The organism is Okeania sp. SIO1H4 (assembly GCF_010672695.1).
GTDB classification, from domain to species: Bacteria; Cyanobacteriota; Cyanobacteriia; order Cyanobacteriales; family Microcoleaceae; genus Okeania; species Okeania hirsuta.
Map to the genome: position 1 here is coordinate 13,747 of NZ_JAAHGB010000029.1, position 15,637 is coordinate 29,383.

The 15,637-nt window shown below is 36.4% G+C and carries 10 protein-coding genes; 6 read left to right on the forward strand and 4 right to left on the reverse strand.

The annotated features are described in order from the left end of the window. Positions 1–51: 51 nt before the first annotated feature. Both F6K06_RS18675 and F6K06_RS18680 read right to left on the reverse strand, forming a co-directional pair. The gene (locus F6K06_RS18675) at positions 52–1,470 is read right to left on the reverse strand and encodes a pitrilysin family protein (protein WP_287239712.1); all 1,419 of its coding nucleotides are present in this window, start codon (positions 1,468–1,470) and stop codon (positions 52–54) included. A gap of 361 nt (positions 1,471–1,831) precedes the next feature. Beyond that, positions 1,832–3,433 carry a pitrilysin family protein gene (locus F6K06_RS18680; protein WP_124154289.1) on the reverse strand — a complete coding sequence of 534 codons (1,602 nt, stop codon included), beginning with the start codon at positions 3,431–3,433 and terminating at the stop codon, positions 1,832–1,834. Positions 3,434–4,288: 855 nt separating this feature from the next. On the opposite strand from F6K06_RS18680, the gene F6K06_RS18685 reads away from it, so the two are divergent. Beyond that, positions 4,289–4,909 (forward strand): TetR/AcrR family transcriptional regulator, encoded by a 621-nt coding sequence (locus F6K06_RS18685; RefSeq protein WP_124154286.1) that lies wholly within the window; start codon positions 4,289–4,291, stop codon positions 4,907–4,909. Positions 4,910–5,291: 382 nt separating this feature from the next. Here F6K06_RS18685 and F6K06_RS18690 read toward each other — a convergent pair whose 3' ends face one another. Next, complete coding sequence (locus F6K06_RS18690; protein ID WP_287239653.1) at positions 5,292–6,341, reverse strand: DUF2207 domain-containing protein; 1,050 nt, start codon at positions 6,339–6,341, stop codon at positions 5,292–5,294. A gap of 881 nt (positions 6,342–7,222) precedes the next feature. Beyond that, a complete protein-coding gene (locus tag F6K06_RS18695) occupies positions 7,223–7,579 on the reverse strand; it encodes a hypothetical protein (protein WP_124154283.1) in 357 nt (118 codons plus the stop codon). Positions 7,580–8,072: 493 nt separating this feature from the next. Between F6K06_RS18695 and F6K06_RS18700 the strand changes: the two genes are divergently transcribed. From F6K06_RS18700 to F6K06_RS18720, 5 genes are all read left to right on the forward strand, one after another. After that, on the forward strand, positions 8,073–9,434 hold the full coding sequence (locus tag F6K06_RS18700) for a hypothetical protein (protein WP_124154282.1): 1,362 nt from the start codon (positions 8,073–8,075) through the stop codon (positions 9,432–9,434). A gap of 90 nt (positions 9,435–9,524) precedes the next feature. Further along, entirely contained in the window at positions 9,525–10,781 is a 1,257-nt protein-coding gene (locus F6K06_RS18705) for a DUF1822 family protein (protein WP_124154281.1), read from the forward strand. Positions 10,782–11,194: 413 nt separating this feature from the next. Continuing rightward, positions 11,195–12,823, forward strand: coding sequence for a CHAT domain-containing protein (locus tag F6K06_RS18710; protein WP_287239660.1), 1,629 nt, complete (start codon positions 11,195–11,197; stop codon positions 12,821–12,823). A gap of 69 nt (positions 12,824–12,892) precedes the next feature. After that, positions 12,893–13,906, forward strand: a complete 1,014-nt coding sequence (locus F6K06_RS18715; RefSeq protein ID WP_287239715.1) for an ABC transporter substrate-binding protein — start codon at positions 12,893–12,895, stop codon at positions 13,904–13,906. A 161-nt stretch (positions 13,907–14,067) separates the two neighbouring features. Then, positions 14,068–15,432 (forward strand): DUF1800 domain-containing protein, encoded by a 1,365-nt coding sequence (locus tag F6K06_RS18720; RefSeq protein WP_124143719.1) that lies wholly within the window; start codon positions 14,068–14,070, stop codon positions 15,430–15,432. Positions 15,433–15,637: the final 205 nt, after the last annotated feature.

Genomic DNA, 15,637 nt, shown 5'->3' on the forward strand with positions numbered 1-15,637 from the left:
CAGGCGAGTGTCAATTTGGCATAACCTCCAACCCCCTACTCCCGACTTAAATTAACTAGGTTCAGGAATTGTAATATCTATTGAAGTAATTTTAATATCGTTTCCGAGACTACTCAGAGGTGGTTGAATTGCTTCTTTATTACCAACCACTAAAGTTACAATTTTGTCTGGTTGCAAATATTTTTGAGCTACTCTTTGCACATCCTCAACGGTAATATTTTCTATTTCCTGACGATAACGGAAAATAAAATCTTTAGGATAATCATAATATTCATATCTCATCAAACGGGATAAAGTTTGAGCTGGATCTTGAAAGTTGAAAATAAATGAGTTGAGAGTTGAATCTTTAGCATGGGTCAGTTCTTCTTTTGTAATAGGTTGAGTGCGAATACGTTCAATTTCTTCATTAACAGATTTGATAAATGGTACAGTTGCATCCGAACGTGTTTCACCCCCAGCTATAAATACTCCTGGATAATCATAGTTAGGACTCCAATAAGCAGAAACTGAATAAGCTAAACCTTGACGCGATCGAATATTATTAAACAAGCGTCCCCCCAAACCATTAAGTACCTCATTCATTACACTCAAAGCTGTATAATCAGGATTATCTAATTTTCCGCCTAAGTGACCCATTTGTACATAACTTTGAGTTAGCTGAGGTTGGTCAATAAAAAACATATCACCGACTTGAGCTTGACTAACATTTGGTAGGGGAGGTTTCACTGCTTTAATGCTTGGTTGCCAATTGCCAAATTTTTCTGTAATGAGCGATCGCATCTGTTTTGTCTGAAAATCTCCTACTACTCCCAAAATCATATTCTCAGGATGGAAATATTTAGCATAGAAATCAATTAAATCTTCCTGGGAAATGTTGTTGAGGGTTTCATATTCAACGTTTCGAGCATAAGGACTTTGTGCTCCATAAATCAATTTTTGGAACTCACGACCAACAATAGATTCAGGGTCGTCATTCCGACGAGCAATTGCACCTTGCCATTGTTGTTTGTAAAACTCTAGCTTTGCTGGAGCAAATACGGGTTCGCGAATTACTTCGGTAAATAATCCAAATACTTCTGTCAAGTCTTCAGTGAGACAACTAAATCTGGCACTACCAGCAGTACCGCCGATACTTGTTTCTACTACTGCTGCTTTTTGTTCGAGTATTTGATTTATTTTGTCAGGGGAATGTTTACTTGTACCACCTGTACGCATAACAGTACCAGTTAAGTCTGCTAACCCTGCTTTATTTTCTGGTTCAAATCTTGAACCTGTCCGGAATATTGCTCTACCACCTATGAGGGGTAATTCATGGTCTTCCATGAGATAGACAACGATGCCATTATCAAGTTGAAAGCGAGTGTACTCTGGTATTTCTAATTCTGGTAGTGGGGGAAATTCCAGTTCGGTATAATGTTTGGCTGGAGTTAGAGCTATGGCTGGTATTTGCCCTAAAATAGCTAACAGCATTACTACGGCTAAAAATGCTGTGATGAAAATTTTGGATCTAGTAATTTTCCTTTTGTAGTTAGAAAACATTGTTTGTTTTGGTATGAAAGGGAATAGGGAATAGGGAACAGGGAACAGGGAACAGACGTAGGTAGGGTTGAGGAACCGAAACCCAACGTAAGCAAGCTTTTGTTGGGTTTCACTGCCGTTCAACCCAACCTACATTTTTAGGCGTGTCAGTCTAGTAGGGTGTGTTAGCGCTAGCGTAACACACCAAGACTCTATATATAGTGCCTTTGCGTAAGTCCTGAACTTTTAACTTTTGACTTTTGACTTTTAATTTTTGACTTCACTTTTGACTTTTGAATTTTGAATTTTGACTTCACTTGGGAAGCAGTCTACCAATAGTACGGTTTTCGGCAACGAAAGTTTTTTGAGCTACACGCAGAATATCTTCTGTAGTTACTGCATTAATGGCATCTAATTCTTTAAATAGATTTTGCCACGAACCAGTTTTAACTTCGTAGCTCAAGAGAGCAGAAACCATTCCTGTATTAGAGTCAAGAGAGCGCAATAAACCTGCCCGCGCTTGAGTTTTCACCCTTTCTAATTCTTGCTGAGAAACTGGTTCTGTTTTCAATTTTTCAATTTCTGTCTGCAAAGCTGCTCCGACTTCATCTACATTACTATTGGGAGCAGTCATAGCATAAAATAGCATCAGATGTGGATATTTATCTCCTGGATAACTACCAGCTCCTCTTGCTACGAGAGCTATTCGCTGTTTCTCAACTAATGACTGATAGAGGCGAGAAGTACGACCATCACTCAAGATGCTAGTTATCATTTGATAAATTACATTGTCGGGATGATTCGTTGCAGGTCGGTGATAACCTTCTATATACCAAGGTTGGGATTGCAATTTCATTGTTACTTCCCCTGGTTCAGTTTGGGGAGGTTCGACAATATTAAGTTGTGGTGGTTTTTCTTTAGTTTCGTAGCGACCGAAATAAATTTTTGCTAATTTTTTGACTTCTTTGGGATCGACATCTCCAACTATCCCTACTGTTAAGTTACTGGGAACATAATGTGTATCAAAAAAGTCGCGCACGTTTTCTCTGCTTAAATTTTCGATATCTTCTTGATAACCAATGACAGGGCGACGGTAAGGATGAACTTGGAAAGCTTTACTTAAAAATTTTTCCAACAGTTGGGCAACGGGTGAATTTTCTGTGCGCGATCGCCTCTCTTCCAGAATTACTTGTTTTTCTTTATAAAATTCTCTAAATACTGGTTCCAGAAATCTTTCTGACTCCAGAGACATCCATAATTCTAGTTTATTGGCAGGTAAACTGTAGAAGTATAGGGTGTAGTCTGCTGAGGTGGCAGCATTCATTCCTACTCCTCCTGCTTGTTTGACTATTTTGGAGAATTCATTTTGATTTACATATTCAGATGCCTGCTTTTGAGTTGCCTCAAATTTTGCTAAAAGTTGAGTGACTTGTTCGGTTTTTTGATTAGCACTAGCTGTTTGAATTTCTGCAAATATCTTATCTAGTTTCTCTAAAGTTTGTTTTTCAGCTTGATAATCTTTTGTACCGATTTTTTTTGTGCCTTTAAAAGCTAGATGTTCTAGGTAATGGGCCACACCTGTTTGACCGTCTGGTTCGTTCGCCCCACCAACATCAGCATAAATAGAAAAAGATATAACGGGGGCATTATGTCTTTCCAATACGATGAATTTCATGCCATTGTCGAGGCGAAATTCTGTTACTTTTTTAATTACTCGGTCTAGGTAAGGCTTAATTGATATTTTTTGGTCGGGAGTAGATTCCCGTGCTAAGGCCGTATTTGCGGGAAAACCAAACCAAAACAAACTTATGGTAATTAAGCAAACACATAAGTTGAGCGATCGTTTTTTTAGTTTGGCCAATTCAAAGCTAGCACTAATTATTTTTTTACACCAAGCTGGTAAGAAAGTTTGCATAAATATTTGGAAATAAAAATTTAATTCTGTAAATAGTTCTATTGTTGGTATGAGCTTACCTCTAAGTATTTGAAATTTTGACCTCCGCATAGCAATGTTATTTGGACATATCTGCATAGGTAAAATCCATTAACTAATTGAATTTATGATTAGGTGACAATTAGAATTATATTCTCAAGTATGAGATTTTAGGAATATTGGTGTGGGATGCAAGTTTTTCGATTATACTCGTGAAATTAAAATTACAGCAGATTCGGTCGTATATGAGGTAAAAATATTAACGACGGAATGTTCCCAGTGCGGGATCTTGCCCGCGAAGGGTATATAGCGCTGTGCGCAGGCAACAGGCAACAGGCAACAGGCAACAGGGGGAAGAAATTGCCGATAATATAAGACTTTTAGCTATTTGGCCTCTCCTGCAATTTGTAAATATACCAGCGCTCATTGCTATACCTCACGCCTGATGAAATCTGCTGTAAATCTTTTTTTTCCTAAATATGTATAAAATCTGGTAGTCCAGCAGTCGTAATGGTAAGTGGAGACAAGCAACACCTAGAACGGGAGCAAGATGCTCCCACTAGCTATACCATTACAATAGACATCTGGTGGAAAATAAAGAAACCTTTTAATTAGATCAGCTAAGGAAAGAAAAATTTACCATAAAAAATCCTTTTTCGTAAAAATATCTTACCTGTTGCCTGTTGCCTGTTGTCTGTTGCCTACTCCTGCAAAAAATCTATATCTTTTTCACCAGAGGTCTAATGCACCACTACCTAAAATCTTTGTTAATTAATGCTTAAATTGCTAAATCATAACGCTACAACTGATTAAAGTAAAATAAAAATTTTAACTATTATGAAAGTTTTAACTAAGTTACCAACTTCGGAAATACAGACACGAACTAAGATATTACAAGCAGCTCAAAAGTTGTTTGCTAAATCTGGATATGATGGTACTACAATTCGCGATTTGGCAAAGAAGGCAGGAGTTGCAGAGGGTACTTTGTTTCGTCATTTTACTAATAAAAAAGCGATTTTGATTGAGTTAGCTACGGAAGGTTGGGTTGAAATTCTCACAGATTTATTGACAGAATTAAGTGAGATGTCTAGTTATAAAGCTGTGGCACAAGTGATGCGTCGCCGGATGTTAAATATTAATCACAATGCAGATATGATGAAAGTCTGTTTCTTAGAAGCGCAGTTTCATCCAGAATTGAGAGATAAAATTCAATCGGAAGTTATTGAGAAAATGACTGACGTAACGGAGGCTTTTTTTACAACAGCAATGGAGCGGGGTGTATATCGACAAATGAATCCGAAAATTGTAGCGCGGGTATTTTTAGGAATGTTTGCGATCGCTGGTTTTAGTCAAAAAACGTTATTAGATCCTGATGCTACCCCTCAAGCAATGCAGGAAATGGCAGAGGGGTTAGCTGATATTTTCCTGAATGGTGTTTTAGCAGAAGTTAGAAGTTAGAAGTTAAACTTGCAGCACGAACTAAATTTGAGAAGTGCGAGAAAGTCCTAACCGCTCTGGTGACTACTATAAATTTTAAGTATTGGATAATTCCAGCAATTATCAGCTTTTTGTCAAACCATTGTAGGGACGTTCCATGGAACGTCCCTACAGTCTTTTTAGGAGAAGATTTACAAAAGTTTAATTATGGTAAGCGGATTTAGTATTAGTGGGGGGTGGTGGTTATGGCCATATTGAGAATGGTTCAGTAGTGGGAAAATTTACAACTACGTCATTGCGACTGGAACGGAGTGGAAGTAAGCAATCTCAAGGGTATGAGGTACATCAACATTTCGTTATATAGTGAGGTTAATGGGTAGTAGTCCTAATTGTTCAACTGATACTATCCACCACCACCGCCACCACAACCACCACCACCGCCACCGCAGCCACCGCCACCGCCACCACCGCCGCCGCCACCGCCGCCACCACCACAGCCACCGCCACCAGGGCCACCAGGGCCACCAGGGCCACTAGCGCCGCCACCGCCACCGCGAGTGATGCTACCTCTTCCACTACTACTACTACTATTAACAAGACCCACGACGAGCAATAAAAACATTATCACTATCAATAGTGGAGGCAGCTCAAATATTATGCCTAATAATACAGATATTACGCCTCCTAATAATACTGAAAAAGGAAAACTAATTAGTTGAGTGCTCTGCAAATGTAGTTGAGTTCCCTGCCAATTTGCTTTTGAAACATCAAGAATATTATGAGGAAATAGCACCATAACTTCTATTTCTTGTTGCGGTGGAATCGCTTTTTTAGCTACAAATTCCACAGTAGTTGAATTAATTTTTTGAGCTTTTGCAGGAAATCCAAAACTTTTATATGTTTGAATTTTTTCTGATAAAACTTCTGGCAGTCGGACTATTATTTTGGCATTCTTAATCACAGCACTCCGGTTAGCAAATATTGCTTTCCAGTAAACCTTATCTCCACTATCATTAATATGTAAACCACCAATTACTCGATATTTCAATACAAAAGTATGTGCTTCAGGAGCATTGAGTTGATGTTGCCATTTAATCCATATCTGGTTATTTTTGATTCCAGTTTTGCTAGGAATCTGTTCCTGATTTTCCCAAACTGTAACATCAGTAATTTTATCTACTTTATCGAGTGGAATATATCGATATCGTTGGTTTGTATGGGGTTGGGTGAATACATATTTCTGGGTTTCGCTGACCAGCATATCTCCATTTTTTTGCACATCTATTTCAACATTGATAAAATCCCAGTAAAAAGGAGAAGTTCCCTGAGCAATGGTTTGTAATGCTGGAGATAAACCAATCAATATTGCTACCAAAAAAGTTAATATTTTTCGTAGTTTAAATCGGGATTTTTTTTGAGAGTATGGTTCAATCAAAACTGGTAATTCATTCATTTTTTCTTTTCCTGAGTCGAAGTGAAAACTTTGGTTGCAAATCAAGACAAAATAAAATTCAGTGTATTGATCTCCACAATATTTGCATAAATACAATATTTCAGAGATCAATAAGTCTGAAAAATCATAATTATTCCTTGATAAGTAGAGAAATTGTTAATCTTAAATTGATGCTTAGTCAATTATCCAATAACCATTTTCCCTCCAATATTGTTCATTTAAAGCTTCTTCTAAATTTTGTGGTTGGATCCAACCTTGGAACATTAAAAGTTCTCCTAGTTTCATATGCAATGAAGTCTGAATGTCTATTGCTTGGTTTAGTTGAACTTGCGAAATTAATTGTCTTCGGATTAAAATTTCACCTATTTTCATAATCGTGTTTCACCTTAATTGATGTGGTCTGTTCATTAACTACTAGCTCTTGTCAGAGAGAACTTATGCAAGTTCTGTAAAATATTTCTCAAAAGTACATAAGTTCAAATCATCAGAGACTATAATAAAAATGAAGTTAGTTATCGTGTTTCACCTTAATTGATGTGGTCTGTTCATTACCTACTAGATCTTGTCAGAGAGAACTTATGCAAGTTCTGTAAAATATTTCTCAAAAGTGCATAAGTTCAAATCATCAGAGACTATAATAAAAATGAAGTTAGTTGATGAAGCTTTAAATTTTAAATCTTATGAATCAATCGAACACAACTATTTATCAATCGTTAGACTATCAAATCAATAATTTATTAAACGAAAAGTTTGCCAAAAAATTAACCATTGGCAAGTAGATTCACAATAAAACTAACTATTTTGTTTATAGCTGTGACAATTAAACATCACTCTCCCATTTGGAAACTTGAATATTTTTATTTCAATTATTATATCTAGCTTTATTTGGTCTTCTTTATTTGAAAACAATTTTCTGCTTTTTGAAATGTAAAACTACTATAAATAATAGGATTTACATTAGAGTTTTGGTCTTGATACATAAAGATTACATATATATAATCTGCATCAGCTAGTTTGGGATATTCTTGATTAACTAACTTAACTGTATTTTCAGCAATATTTTGAAGTTTTTGTTCTGTCAAATTATCCCAACTTTTATCAGTAAAAGTGATTTCTAAACTTCTGATATAGTTAACGTCATTTGTCAAATCAACACCTAAGTGATTACTGCTTCTAATATTAAAAGATACACCAGCTCCTCCTGGATAATTTTTGCTGAGAACTTCTGATAATTCCATTAGACTTCTCCAAAAATGAAAAATCAAATCAATTCTTATCCATAAATTATCAATTACTCCCCCCTGTTCCCTGTTCCCTGTTCCCTGTTCCCTCTTTTCTGGAGATGTCTATTACATCTTCCAGGGTACTTATCATTCCACAACTACTCAGTAATAAAAAAGGGAAAAAAATCAGTGAAATTATTCCCAAGCGGAAAATAGGTATTGGCAAAAATCTACTAATTGAAAGTCTAGGTTTGGTTTTTGGCAAGTTTATTTTCATAATCATTTATGTTCTACCTTAATTTATGTGGTCTGTTCATTACCTACTAGATCTTGTCAGAGAGAACTTATGCAAGTTCTGTAAAATATTTCTCAAAAGTGCATAAGTTCAAATCATCAGGGACTAGAGTAAAATAGAACCTTTAGGAGAATGAATTTTGAATGCTAATCAGCGTAAATACTGATTCAATAATCTTGAATAATACTGTGGAGGAATATAGGGGGGAGACAAATGGTTCTCAGCAAGAACTACTGGACATTATGCAAAATTGATTTAACTAGCTATGATGTGTCTGGTTATCAGAAGGGATATCGAGAGGACTTACTATTGCCTGTTCAACAACAATTTCAAACCTGGTTTCCATCTATTGCTGAACTCAAAGAAGTCTCCTCCCAAGATGACCGAAAAATTCAAGCTACTTTGCTATCTCACTTTCTATCTCAAAATTCTGCTTCTTCTAACTCCTGGAGTATAAGAGCAGGACTTTGTTTGCGTTGTTACATTTCCCATGCTATTGTTCATGCTTGTCAAAAATTAGCTCAACAATTTGGCGATCGCTATGGTTTTTCCCACTTAGACTTGTTGTACCTGGTACTCACTGATGATGGTAAAATCAAGAACTTTCAGGAAGTTAGCGAAAACTCTCAGTCTTCTTACCCCTATTTTTGGGCGCACATTTTGAGAACATTCAATCCTGATAAAGCTGGACTCTGGAATTGGACTTATTTACTTACCCGTCGCCACCCAGAACTAACTCGAACGTTATGGGTGGAATTTGGTTTATCTTTAACTACTCCTTGGGGAAAACTAAATGAGATTAAGCGTTACCAAATGGAAACTCTTTCACCTCAAGAACGGGATGTGGTAGAAGCATTTCATGGGGTATATCGCCGTGACAGACGAGAACAGGGTGCAAGGGGCAAATGTCCTGAACCTTCTGAGTCTCAACTTCAGGAAATGCGCGATCGCCTTTGTCAAAGGAGAATTATATATAATTCTTCAGATGAACTACTCGAACAATTGAAAACTATTGCTCAGTTTATACAGGAACAAATATTAAATCCAACTGAGATTTCACCACCCTCTAATGCTTCAGCAATGGAACTTGAATTTCTAGACGAACATCGCGATCGAGCTATTATGGATGCTATTGAGGGAGTGCTTTATCAACGTTTGCAGAAACTACAAAAAAGTGCTTGGTATAGTGAATTTGCTCCTCATTTTTTACCTAGTTTACGACTAATTTATTGTGAAAAGAAATCTCAAAGTGAAGTAGCTAAACAATTAAATATGAATAATCAATCTCAAGTTAGTCGAATTTTAAAACTCAAGCAATTGCTGAAGCAAATTCGAGAACAAGTAATGGAGCAATTGCTCCAGATTTTGTTGAATCAAGCAGAGTTAAATTCAAATCAAGGGGTTTTAGATCCAAATGCTTTTGATTCTTTAATTGAACTATTAAGTCGTTATTTAGATGAAACCGTTTTTCTAGAGGCAGCTAAGGAAATTTCTACAGCAAAGAAATACCAAAAAATGACAAGTTTATTCGCTCAAAAAATGCGCTATTATCTTGAATATCGTCAGCCTATTTGACAGAATAATAAATATTAAAATAACTACATTAATTATTGCATTTTCCACAAAAAGCAAATTTTAAATTACAACAACAAACCGGAGAAAAATATGAATATTTGTTCTAATTATGGGCAAACAAACAGACAGTATTACCGACAATTGCACTCAGAAACTATTGATTTAGAACCTGAAGATTTTCAGCAAGCAACTCTCTTGAGTGGTAAATTTAATAATGAAGCCCAAAAATGGCAAGCTTATTTGAAAATTTTGGGTTTATTCGCACTAAAAAGAAGGTTGAGCGATCGGCATTTAACATTAGATAATCAAATTGAATCTCTGCCAGCTAATCAAATTATCAGTTCAGAACCAATGAGTAATCTGCAAGTCGGCGGATTTAAAGTTTGCTTACTGACAAATGAGAGTATAGTAAATGAAGGAATTGAAATTCCCGAAAAAATGATTAATTCCCCAGATTTTGCTGCTCATTTCTATATAGTAATACAGGTTTTAGTAGAGGAAGAAGAAGCTGTTATAATTGGATTTATACGATATGATAAATTAATAAATCAGTCTTTACAAAAAAACAAAATAGGAAATTATCAACTTTCTTTGCCTGAACTAAATTCTGACTCCAGTCACTTAATTTTAAATCTTAAATATTTGAGTCCAGTAGCTATTAAAATCCCAGAAAATACCTTGACTGAATCAAAATATTGGGAAAAATTAACAAGTTGGTTAGAAGGTATTTTGAGAGAAGGTTGGCAACCAGTGGAAGAACTTATAGGAAATCGTAAACCGATTATACAAATGGCTTTCAGTTTAGATAAAACAACAGAAAAATTATCTCCCAAAGTAGTTAAAAAATTTCTTAAACAATTCCAAATGACTCAAAAACAAAGAGACAAAACACAGGCAGATTTATCTCAACCTGAACTCTCAGAGACAGAAGTAAATCAAGCTCTAGTAAATATTTTACAAACAACAGAAGATGAAGAAACTCGCTGGCAAATTGCCGAATTGTTGTGGGAAATTGACCCTAGTCACCCAGCAGCAGGTGTACGTCGCGCTATCGATCTAGGAATGCAACTAGCAGGAGTTCCAGTGGCATTGATGATAGCAATTTTACCAAAACCAAACCAAAGATTTGCTGTTCTTTCTAGAGTTTATCCTCTCCAAGACCAACGTTTTTTACCAGCAAATTTAAAACTCATTGGTTTAGATGAAATGGGAGAATCTTTATTTGAAATTCGTGCTAGAGAAAGAGATGATTATATTCAGTTCAAATTTACCGCCGATCCAGGCGATCGCTTTAGTCTTCAAGTTAGCCTTAATTCTGCCACGGTGACAAAGGATTTCATAATTTGATTACATAAAGGATATGGTAGGTTGGGTTAAGCGGTAGCGCAACCCAACAACAATGTCTAAAAATATTGGTCTGCAAGAAGAATAGTAGTAGCAAATCAGGACTTATAGAGGTTTTCAGCCTGATGAGGTACATAGATGATCCCCCTAAATCCCCCTTAAAAAGGGGGACTTCCAGTTCCCCCCTTCTCAAGGGGAGTTAGGGGGGATTTCCAGGACTATACCTCACTAGAACTCCTACAAATCTTAGAAGTTTGACAATATAAAATCCTTGTGACATTGAGATTTGGTGTTGGGTTTATCCTAACGGATAAGCTGGCGCTAACGTCTCCTCAACCCAACCTACAAAGAGCAATTTTTGGAGAAGTCTATTGAAACGAATATAATATTAAAACTATAACAATGAATTAAGAATAATGACTAGAAAAGTTGTTATCAAAATAGAAGAAGGCAGTTTTGAATTAGGTTTTCCTGTTTCCCTGGAGTTTTGGCAAGATGGTAGAATCATTGCCAGAGAAGGCAAGTGTCCTCAATTGCCCCCTAACCCTGATTTTCCTAGAGTTTATGACGAATGGAGAAACATTTATACTAAGTTGGGAGGCCGAGGGATAAAGATACCAGATGGGCAAACTACCAACGTCTGCATTTTAGAAGAGTGTCAAAATGCTACTCTCACCCTAGAATCTAATGTCAGAAATTGGTTGGGGCGACCTATCTTTGGAGCTATAACAGCGCGAATTATAGGAGAACTTCAATATAGAACTATAAATGAATCAGTACGAGTTATCGTCGATACATCAAATCCTTATCTACGTAAGTTATCCTGGGATTGTTGGGATTTATTTGAGAAATCATATTTTTTACCCCAGGCAGAATTTGCCCTCTTGTCTAAATATAATCGACCAACAGAAACGTTGCAAAAACCGATTCACATTCTGGCAATTTTTGGTAGCGATGAGGGGGGATTACAACTGCAACAGGATCGGGAACTGATTGAAAACTTAAATATACATGGGGCAAGAATTACCTCTATTCCAGCGAGAGGAAATTCTCTGACTCCTCAAGAACTATTTGATACTCTTTGGCTCGGAAATTGGGATATTATTTTTTATGCTGGGCACAGTTCTGGTCAGACTATTCATGTCGATCATGCCTTAAATTTATCAATCGATCTTTTGAGAGAAGCTTTGAGGAGAAATACTCCTAGAGTCAAGCTGGCAATTTTTAATTCCTGTGATGGACTGGGTATTGCTGAATATTTAGCTGATTTTAATATTCCCCATTTGATTGTGATGCGAGAACCTGTTCCCGATATAGTAGCACGGCGTTTTTTACAATATTTCCTGGAAGAATTTACCCAAGGTAAACCTCTCCACACTTCTGTTCGAGAAGCACGGAAGCATTTACAACAACTGGAATATGCTATTCCAAATGAATTGTTTTATCCAAGAGCATCTAGATTGCCTGTACTAATCCAAAATCCTGCGACACCTGAACTATATTGGCCTCAACCTGAACCTGAACCTGAACCTGAACTTGAACCTGAACCTCCAATAAAACCTAAGCAAATAATTCTGTTTTTCTTGGTGATCGTTGGTGTTTTGGGAATTTGTCGTTGGTTTTATCCTAAACCTGAAACCCTTGGAGATAACATCAGTAAAGGTGAGGAAATTCTGGTAAAACTATTTCAACCACGAGACAAACAAAGGGGTGTGGATGCAGTTGCCGAATGCCAAAAACCATTGAATCATTTTCTACCTATTTGGTATAGTCATATTCGACAACAATGGAGTGATTGTTTTGTCACCAAAAAAAGTTATTGGGAGGCAGCTCAAAATTTCCAGGAAAGCTGGAAGACAGAAAGAAGAGAGCCAGAAACTTTAATATATCTCAATAATGCTCTTTTAGAAGCGACAGGTGTTGATTACCATACTATTGCAGTTGTAGTTCCAGTTTTACAAGATGAAACGGGTCAGGTGAGTAATGCAGAAATCGCTGAAGAACTCTTGCGGGGAGTAGCTCAAGCACAAACAGAAGTTAACTAGAGTTTATTCAATCAGAAAAAATCCTCTAATTTGACTTTACCGGGTGCAAATTTTCTAGACTCGAAAAGCTTGAATGGAAAAGGTTTGAAAATTATCATTGCTAATGATGCTAACTTAGAGACTCAGGCGAAGAAGGTTGCCCAAACCCTGGTCAAACGGTCAGATATTTTAGGTGTTATTGCTTCTTGGACTAGTGAGATGACGATGGCAACTGTAGATATATATAACCAAAATCAATTAGTATCAGTTTCTCCTGGTGCGGCCACATCTGAACTCACAGACCAACCTCGAAAATTTTTCTTCCGAATTATCGCAACTAATCATCTTCGAGCAGAAGCAATGGTTGATGTCTTGATGAATAAAATTAATCAAAACAAAGCTACAATTTTTTATAACCCTGCTAGTCCCTATTCTAGTGATTACAAAAAACATTTTAAACAAAAACTCTCAGAAAAAGGAGGATATCTCATTGATTCATTTGATATTTCTCGGCCTAATTTTAATGCTAAAAATGCTATCCAAAAAGTCAGAAAATATGGTAAATCAGCTATTGTTCTTGTCCCAGATGGGCAAGTGACTGATTCCTTTGCTCATGCTCTGAAAATCATCGAAGAAAATGATGGTCAAAACTGGATAGTTAGTGATTCCTCAATTTACAGTCCCAAAACCCTAGAGATTGGTCAACCCCAACTCTTGGAAAAACTTATGGTCACCGTTAATTGGCATCATTTGAACAATCCCAAAGATAATTTTGCTAAGACTGCTAAAGAATTGTGGGGAGGTCCTGTTAGCGATCGTACAGCTTTGAGTTATGATGCTGCTCAGGTGCTAATCAAAGGAATTGAGGAAAATGGGGAAAAACATCGTCGGGAAATTAAGAAGATATTGGCAGGTGAAAATTTCCGCGTTGATGGGGTAACAGGAGAAATTACATTTCAACCGAGGACTGGCGATCGCAAAAAACACCCCCTGGAGTTAGTTAAGGTTGTTCGTTGTGATAATCAAGTGTTTAACTTCGTATTTATTCCTGAGAAGTATTCAAAACCTGAAGATGCAGGGTTAAATTGTTCGATTTCTAAATAATATTATTTTCCGATAAGTGTGTTATATCTAATCCGGTAGCATCAGTATTATTTAGTATTAAAGATAAGAGTCTATATTGTGGGGGTGAATGACTATTCACCCCTACGCATTTTATGACAATCAAGGAAATTATATTACCCCACTGATAACTGATAACTGAAATGACTGATATTAAAATTTTACACCTAATTAATCGACTTAGTTTCGGACCAACTCCTGGGCAAATTGAAAAGATTAAAAATATTGGTGTAGAAGCTTATATTCAATCTCAATTACAACCTGATTCTATTCCCTACCCAAAACTATTAACTAAAAAGCTAGAATATCTCGATACATTGCCTCTAAAACCTGGTGAAATAATCACAGAATTACAACAACTTCAGCAACAGGGAAAAGAATTAAAATTAGACCAGAGAGGATTAAATAGAATCAAAGGACGTTTTGAACAAAAAATATTTTTACAAGCTACTAAAGGACGTTTTCTGCGCACTCTAGAAAGTCCGCGTCACTTAGAAGAAGTTATGGTAGATTTTTGGTACAATCACTTTAATGTTTTTGGTCGTCAAGGATTAAATCGTTTATATTTTAGCTCTTACGAACAGCAGGCAATTAGACCTCATGTTTTGGGAAAATTTAGAGAATTATTAGGTGCTACTGCTCATCATCCAGCGATGTTAATTTATTTGGATAATTGGCGGAGTCATCAGGGAAAAATCAATGAAAATTATGCTAGAGAATTATTAGAATTACATACTTTAGGTGTGGATGGAGGCTATACTCAAGATGATATTATTGCTTTAGCAAAGATTTTTACTGGTTGGGGTTTACCTCCTAATGCTAAAAGAGCTGAAGATGTAGATGGATTTTTCTTTGATGAAAAACGTCACGAACCGGGGGATAAATTTTTTCTCGGACAAACAATTAAAGAAAATGGTATTGCTGAAGGTGAAATTGCTTTAGATATTTTGGCTAACCATCCTGCCACAGCTAAACATATTAGTTATAAATTAGCTCAAACTTTTGTGTTAGACCAACCGCCAGAATCTTTAGTTAAAACTTTAGCTCAGATTTTTTTAGAGAGTGAAGGAGATATTTCTGAGGTATTAAAAACTCTCTTCAATAGTTCAGAATTTTGGCAAGTAGAAACACACAATAGTAAGTTTAAAAATCCTTATCATTTTGTAGCTTCTGCCATGAGAGCTATTGGTAACGAAGTTGATAATTTTCGACCTATTAATGGGATTTTAGACCAGTTAGGAATGCCTCTTTATGGTTGTGTTACTCCTGACGGTTATAAAAATACGAAAGAAGCATGGTTAAGTTCAGATACAATGATTCGACGTAGTAGTTTAGCCGTACCTTTATCTGGTGGTTTATTGGGTAGAGGTAAACCTATTAGTGCGGAAAAATTAATGGCGACTTTGGGTAATAACTTTTCTGCTCAAACTCGCACAGTAATTGAAAATAGTTCTCCCGAATTGAGGGCAGCATTAATTTTTGGTAGTCCTGAATTTATGAGGTATTGAAGAAGGAATAGGGAAGAAGGAAGAGGGAAGAAGGAATAGGGAAAAAGTAGATATTTTCTGATAAGGAAGAGGGCAAATTCCACCTTGGAGGTACACCCATAGCGGGCAAGATGCCCGCACTGGAAACATTTAATTGTTAATATCTGTACTTCATAGACATTGAAGAAGGAAGAGGGAAGAAGGAAGAAGGAAGAAGATTTGAAAG

Coding starts and splice junctions, on each gene's coding strand:
- F6K06_RS18675 (WP_287239712.1), bottom strand. CDS start 1,470: ATGCTGTTAGCTATTTTAGGGCAAATACCAGCCATAGCTCTAACTCCA.
- F6K06_RS18680 (WP_124154289.1), bottom strand. CDS start 3,433: ATGCAAACTTTCTTACCAGCTTGGTGTAAAAAAATAATTAGTGCTAGC.
- F6K06_RS18685 (WP_124154286.1), top strand. CDS start 4,289: ATGAAAGTTTTAACTAAGTTACCAACTTCGGAAATACAGACACGAACT.
- F6K06_RS18690 (WP_287239653.1), bottom strand. CDS start 6,341: ATGAATGAATTACCAGTTTTGATTGAACCATACTCTCAAAAAAAATCC.
- F6K06_RS18695 (WP_124154283.1), bottom strand. CDS start 7,579: ATGGAATTATCAGAAGTTCTCAGCAAAAATTATCCAGGAGGAGCTGGT.
- F6K06_RS18700 (WP_124154282.1), top strand. CDS start 8,073: ATGGTTCTCAGCAAGAACTACTGGACATTATGCAAAATTGATTTAACT.
- F6K06_RS18705 (WP_124154281.1), top strand. CDS start 9,525: ATGAATATTTGTTCTAATTATGGGCAAACAAACAGACAGTATTACCGA.
- F6K06_RS18710 (WP_287239660.1), top strand. CDS start 11,195: ATGACTAGAAAAGTTGTTATCAAAATAGAAGAAGGCAGTTTTGAATTA.
- F6K06_RS18720 (WP_124143719.1), top strand. CDS start 14,068: ATGACTGATATTAAAATTTTACACCTAATTAATCGACTTAGTTTCGGA.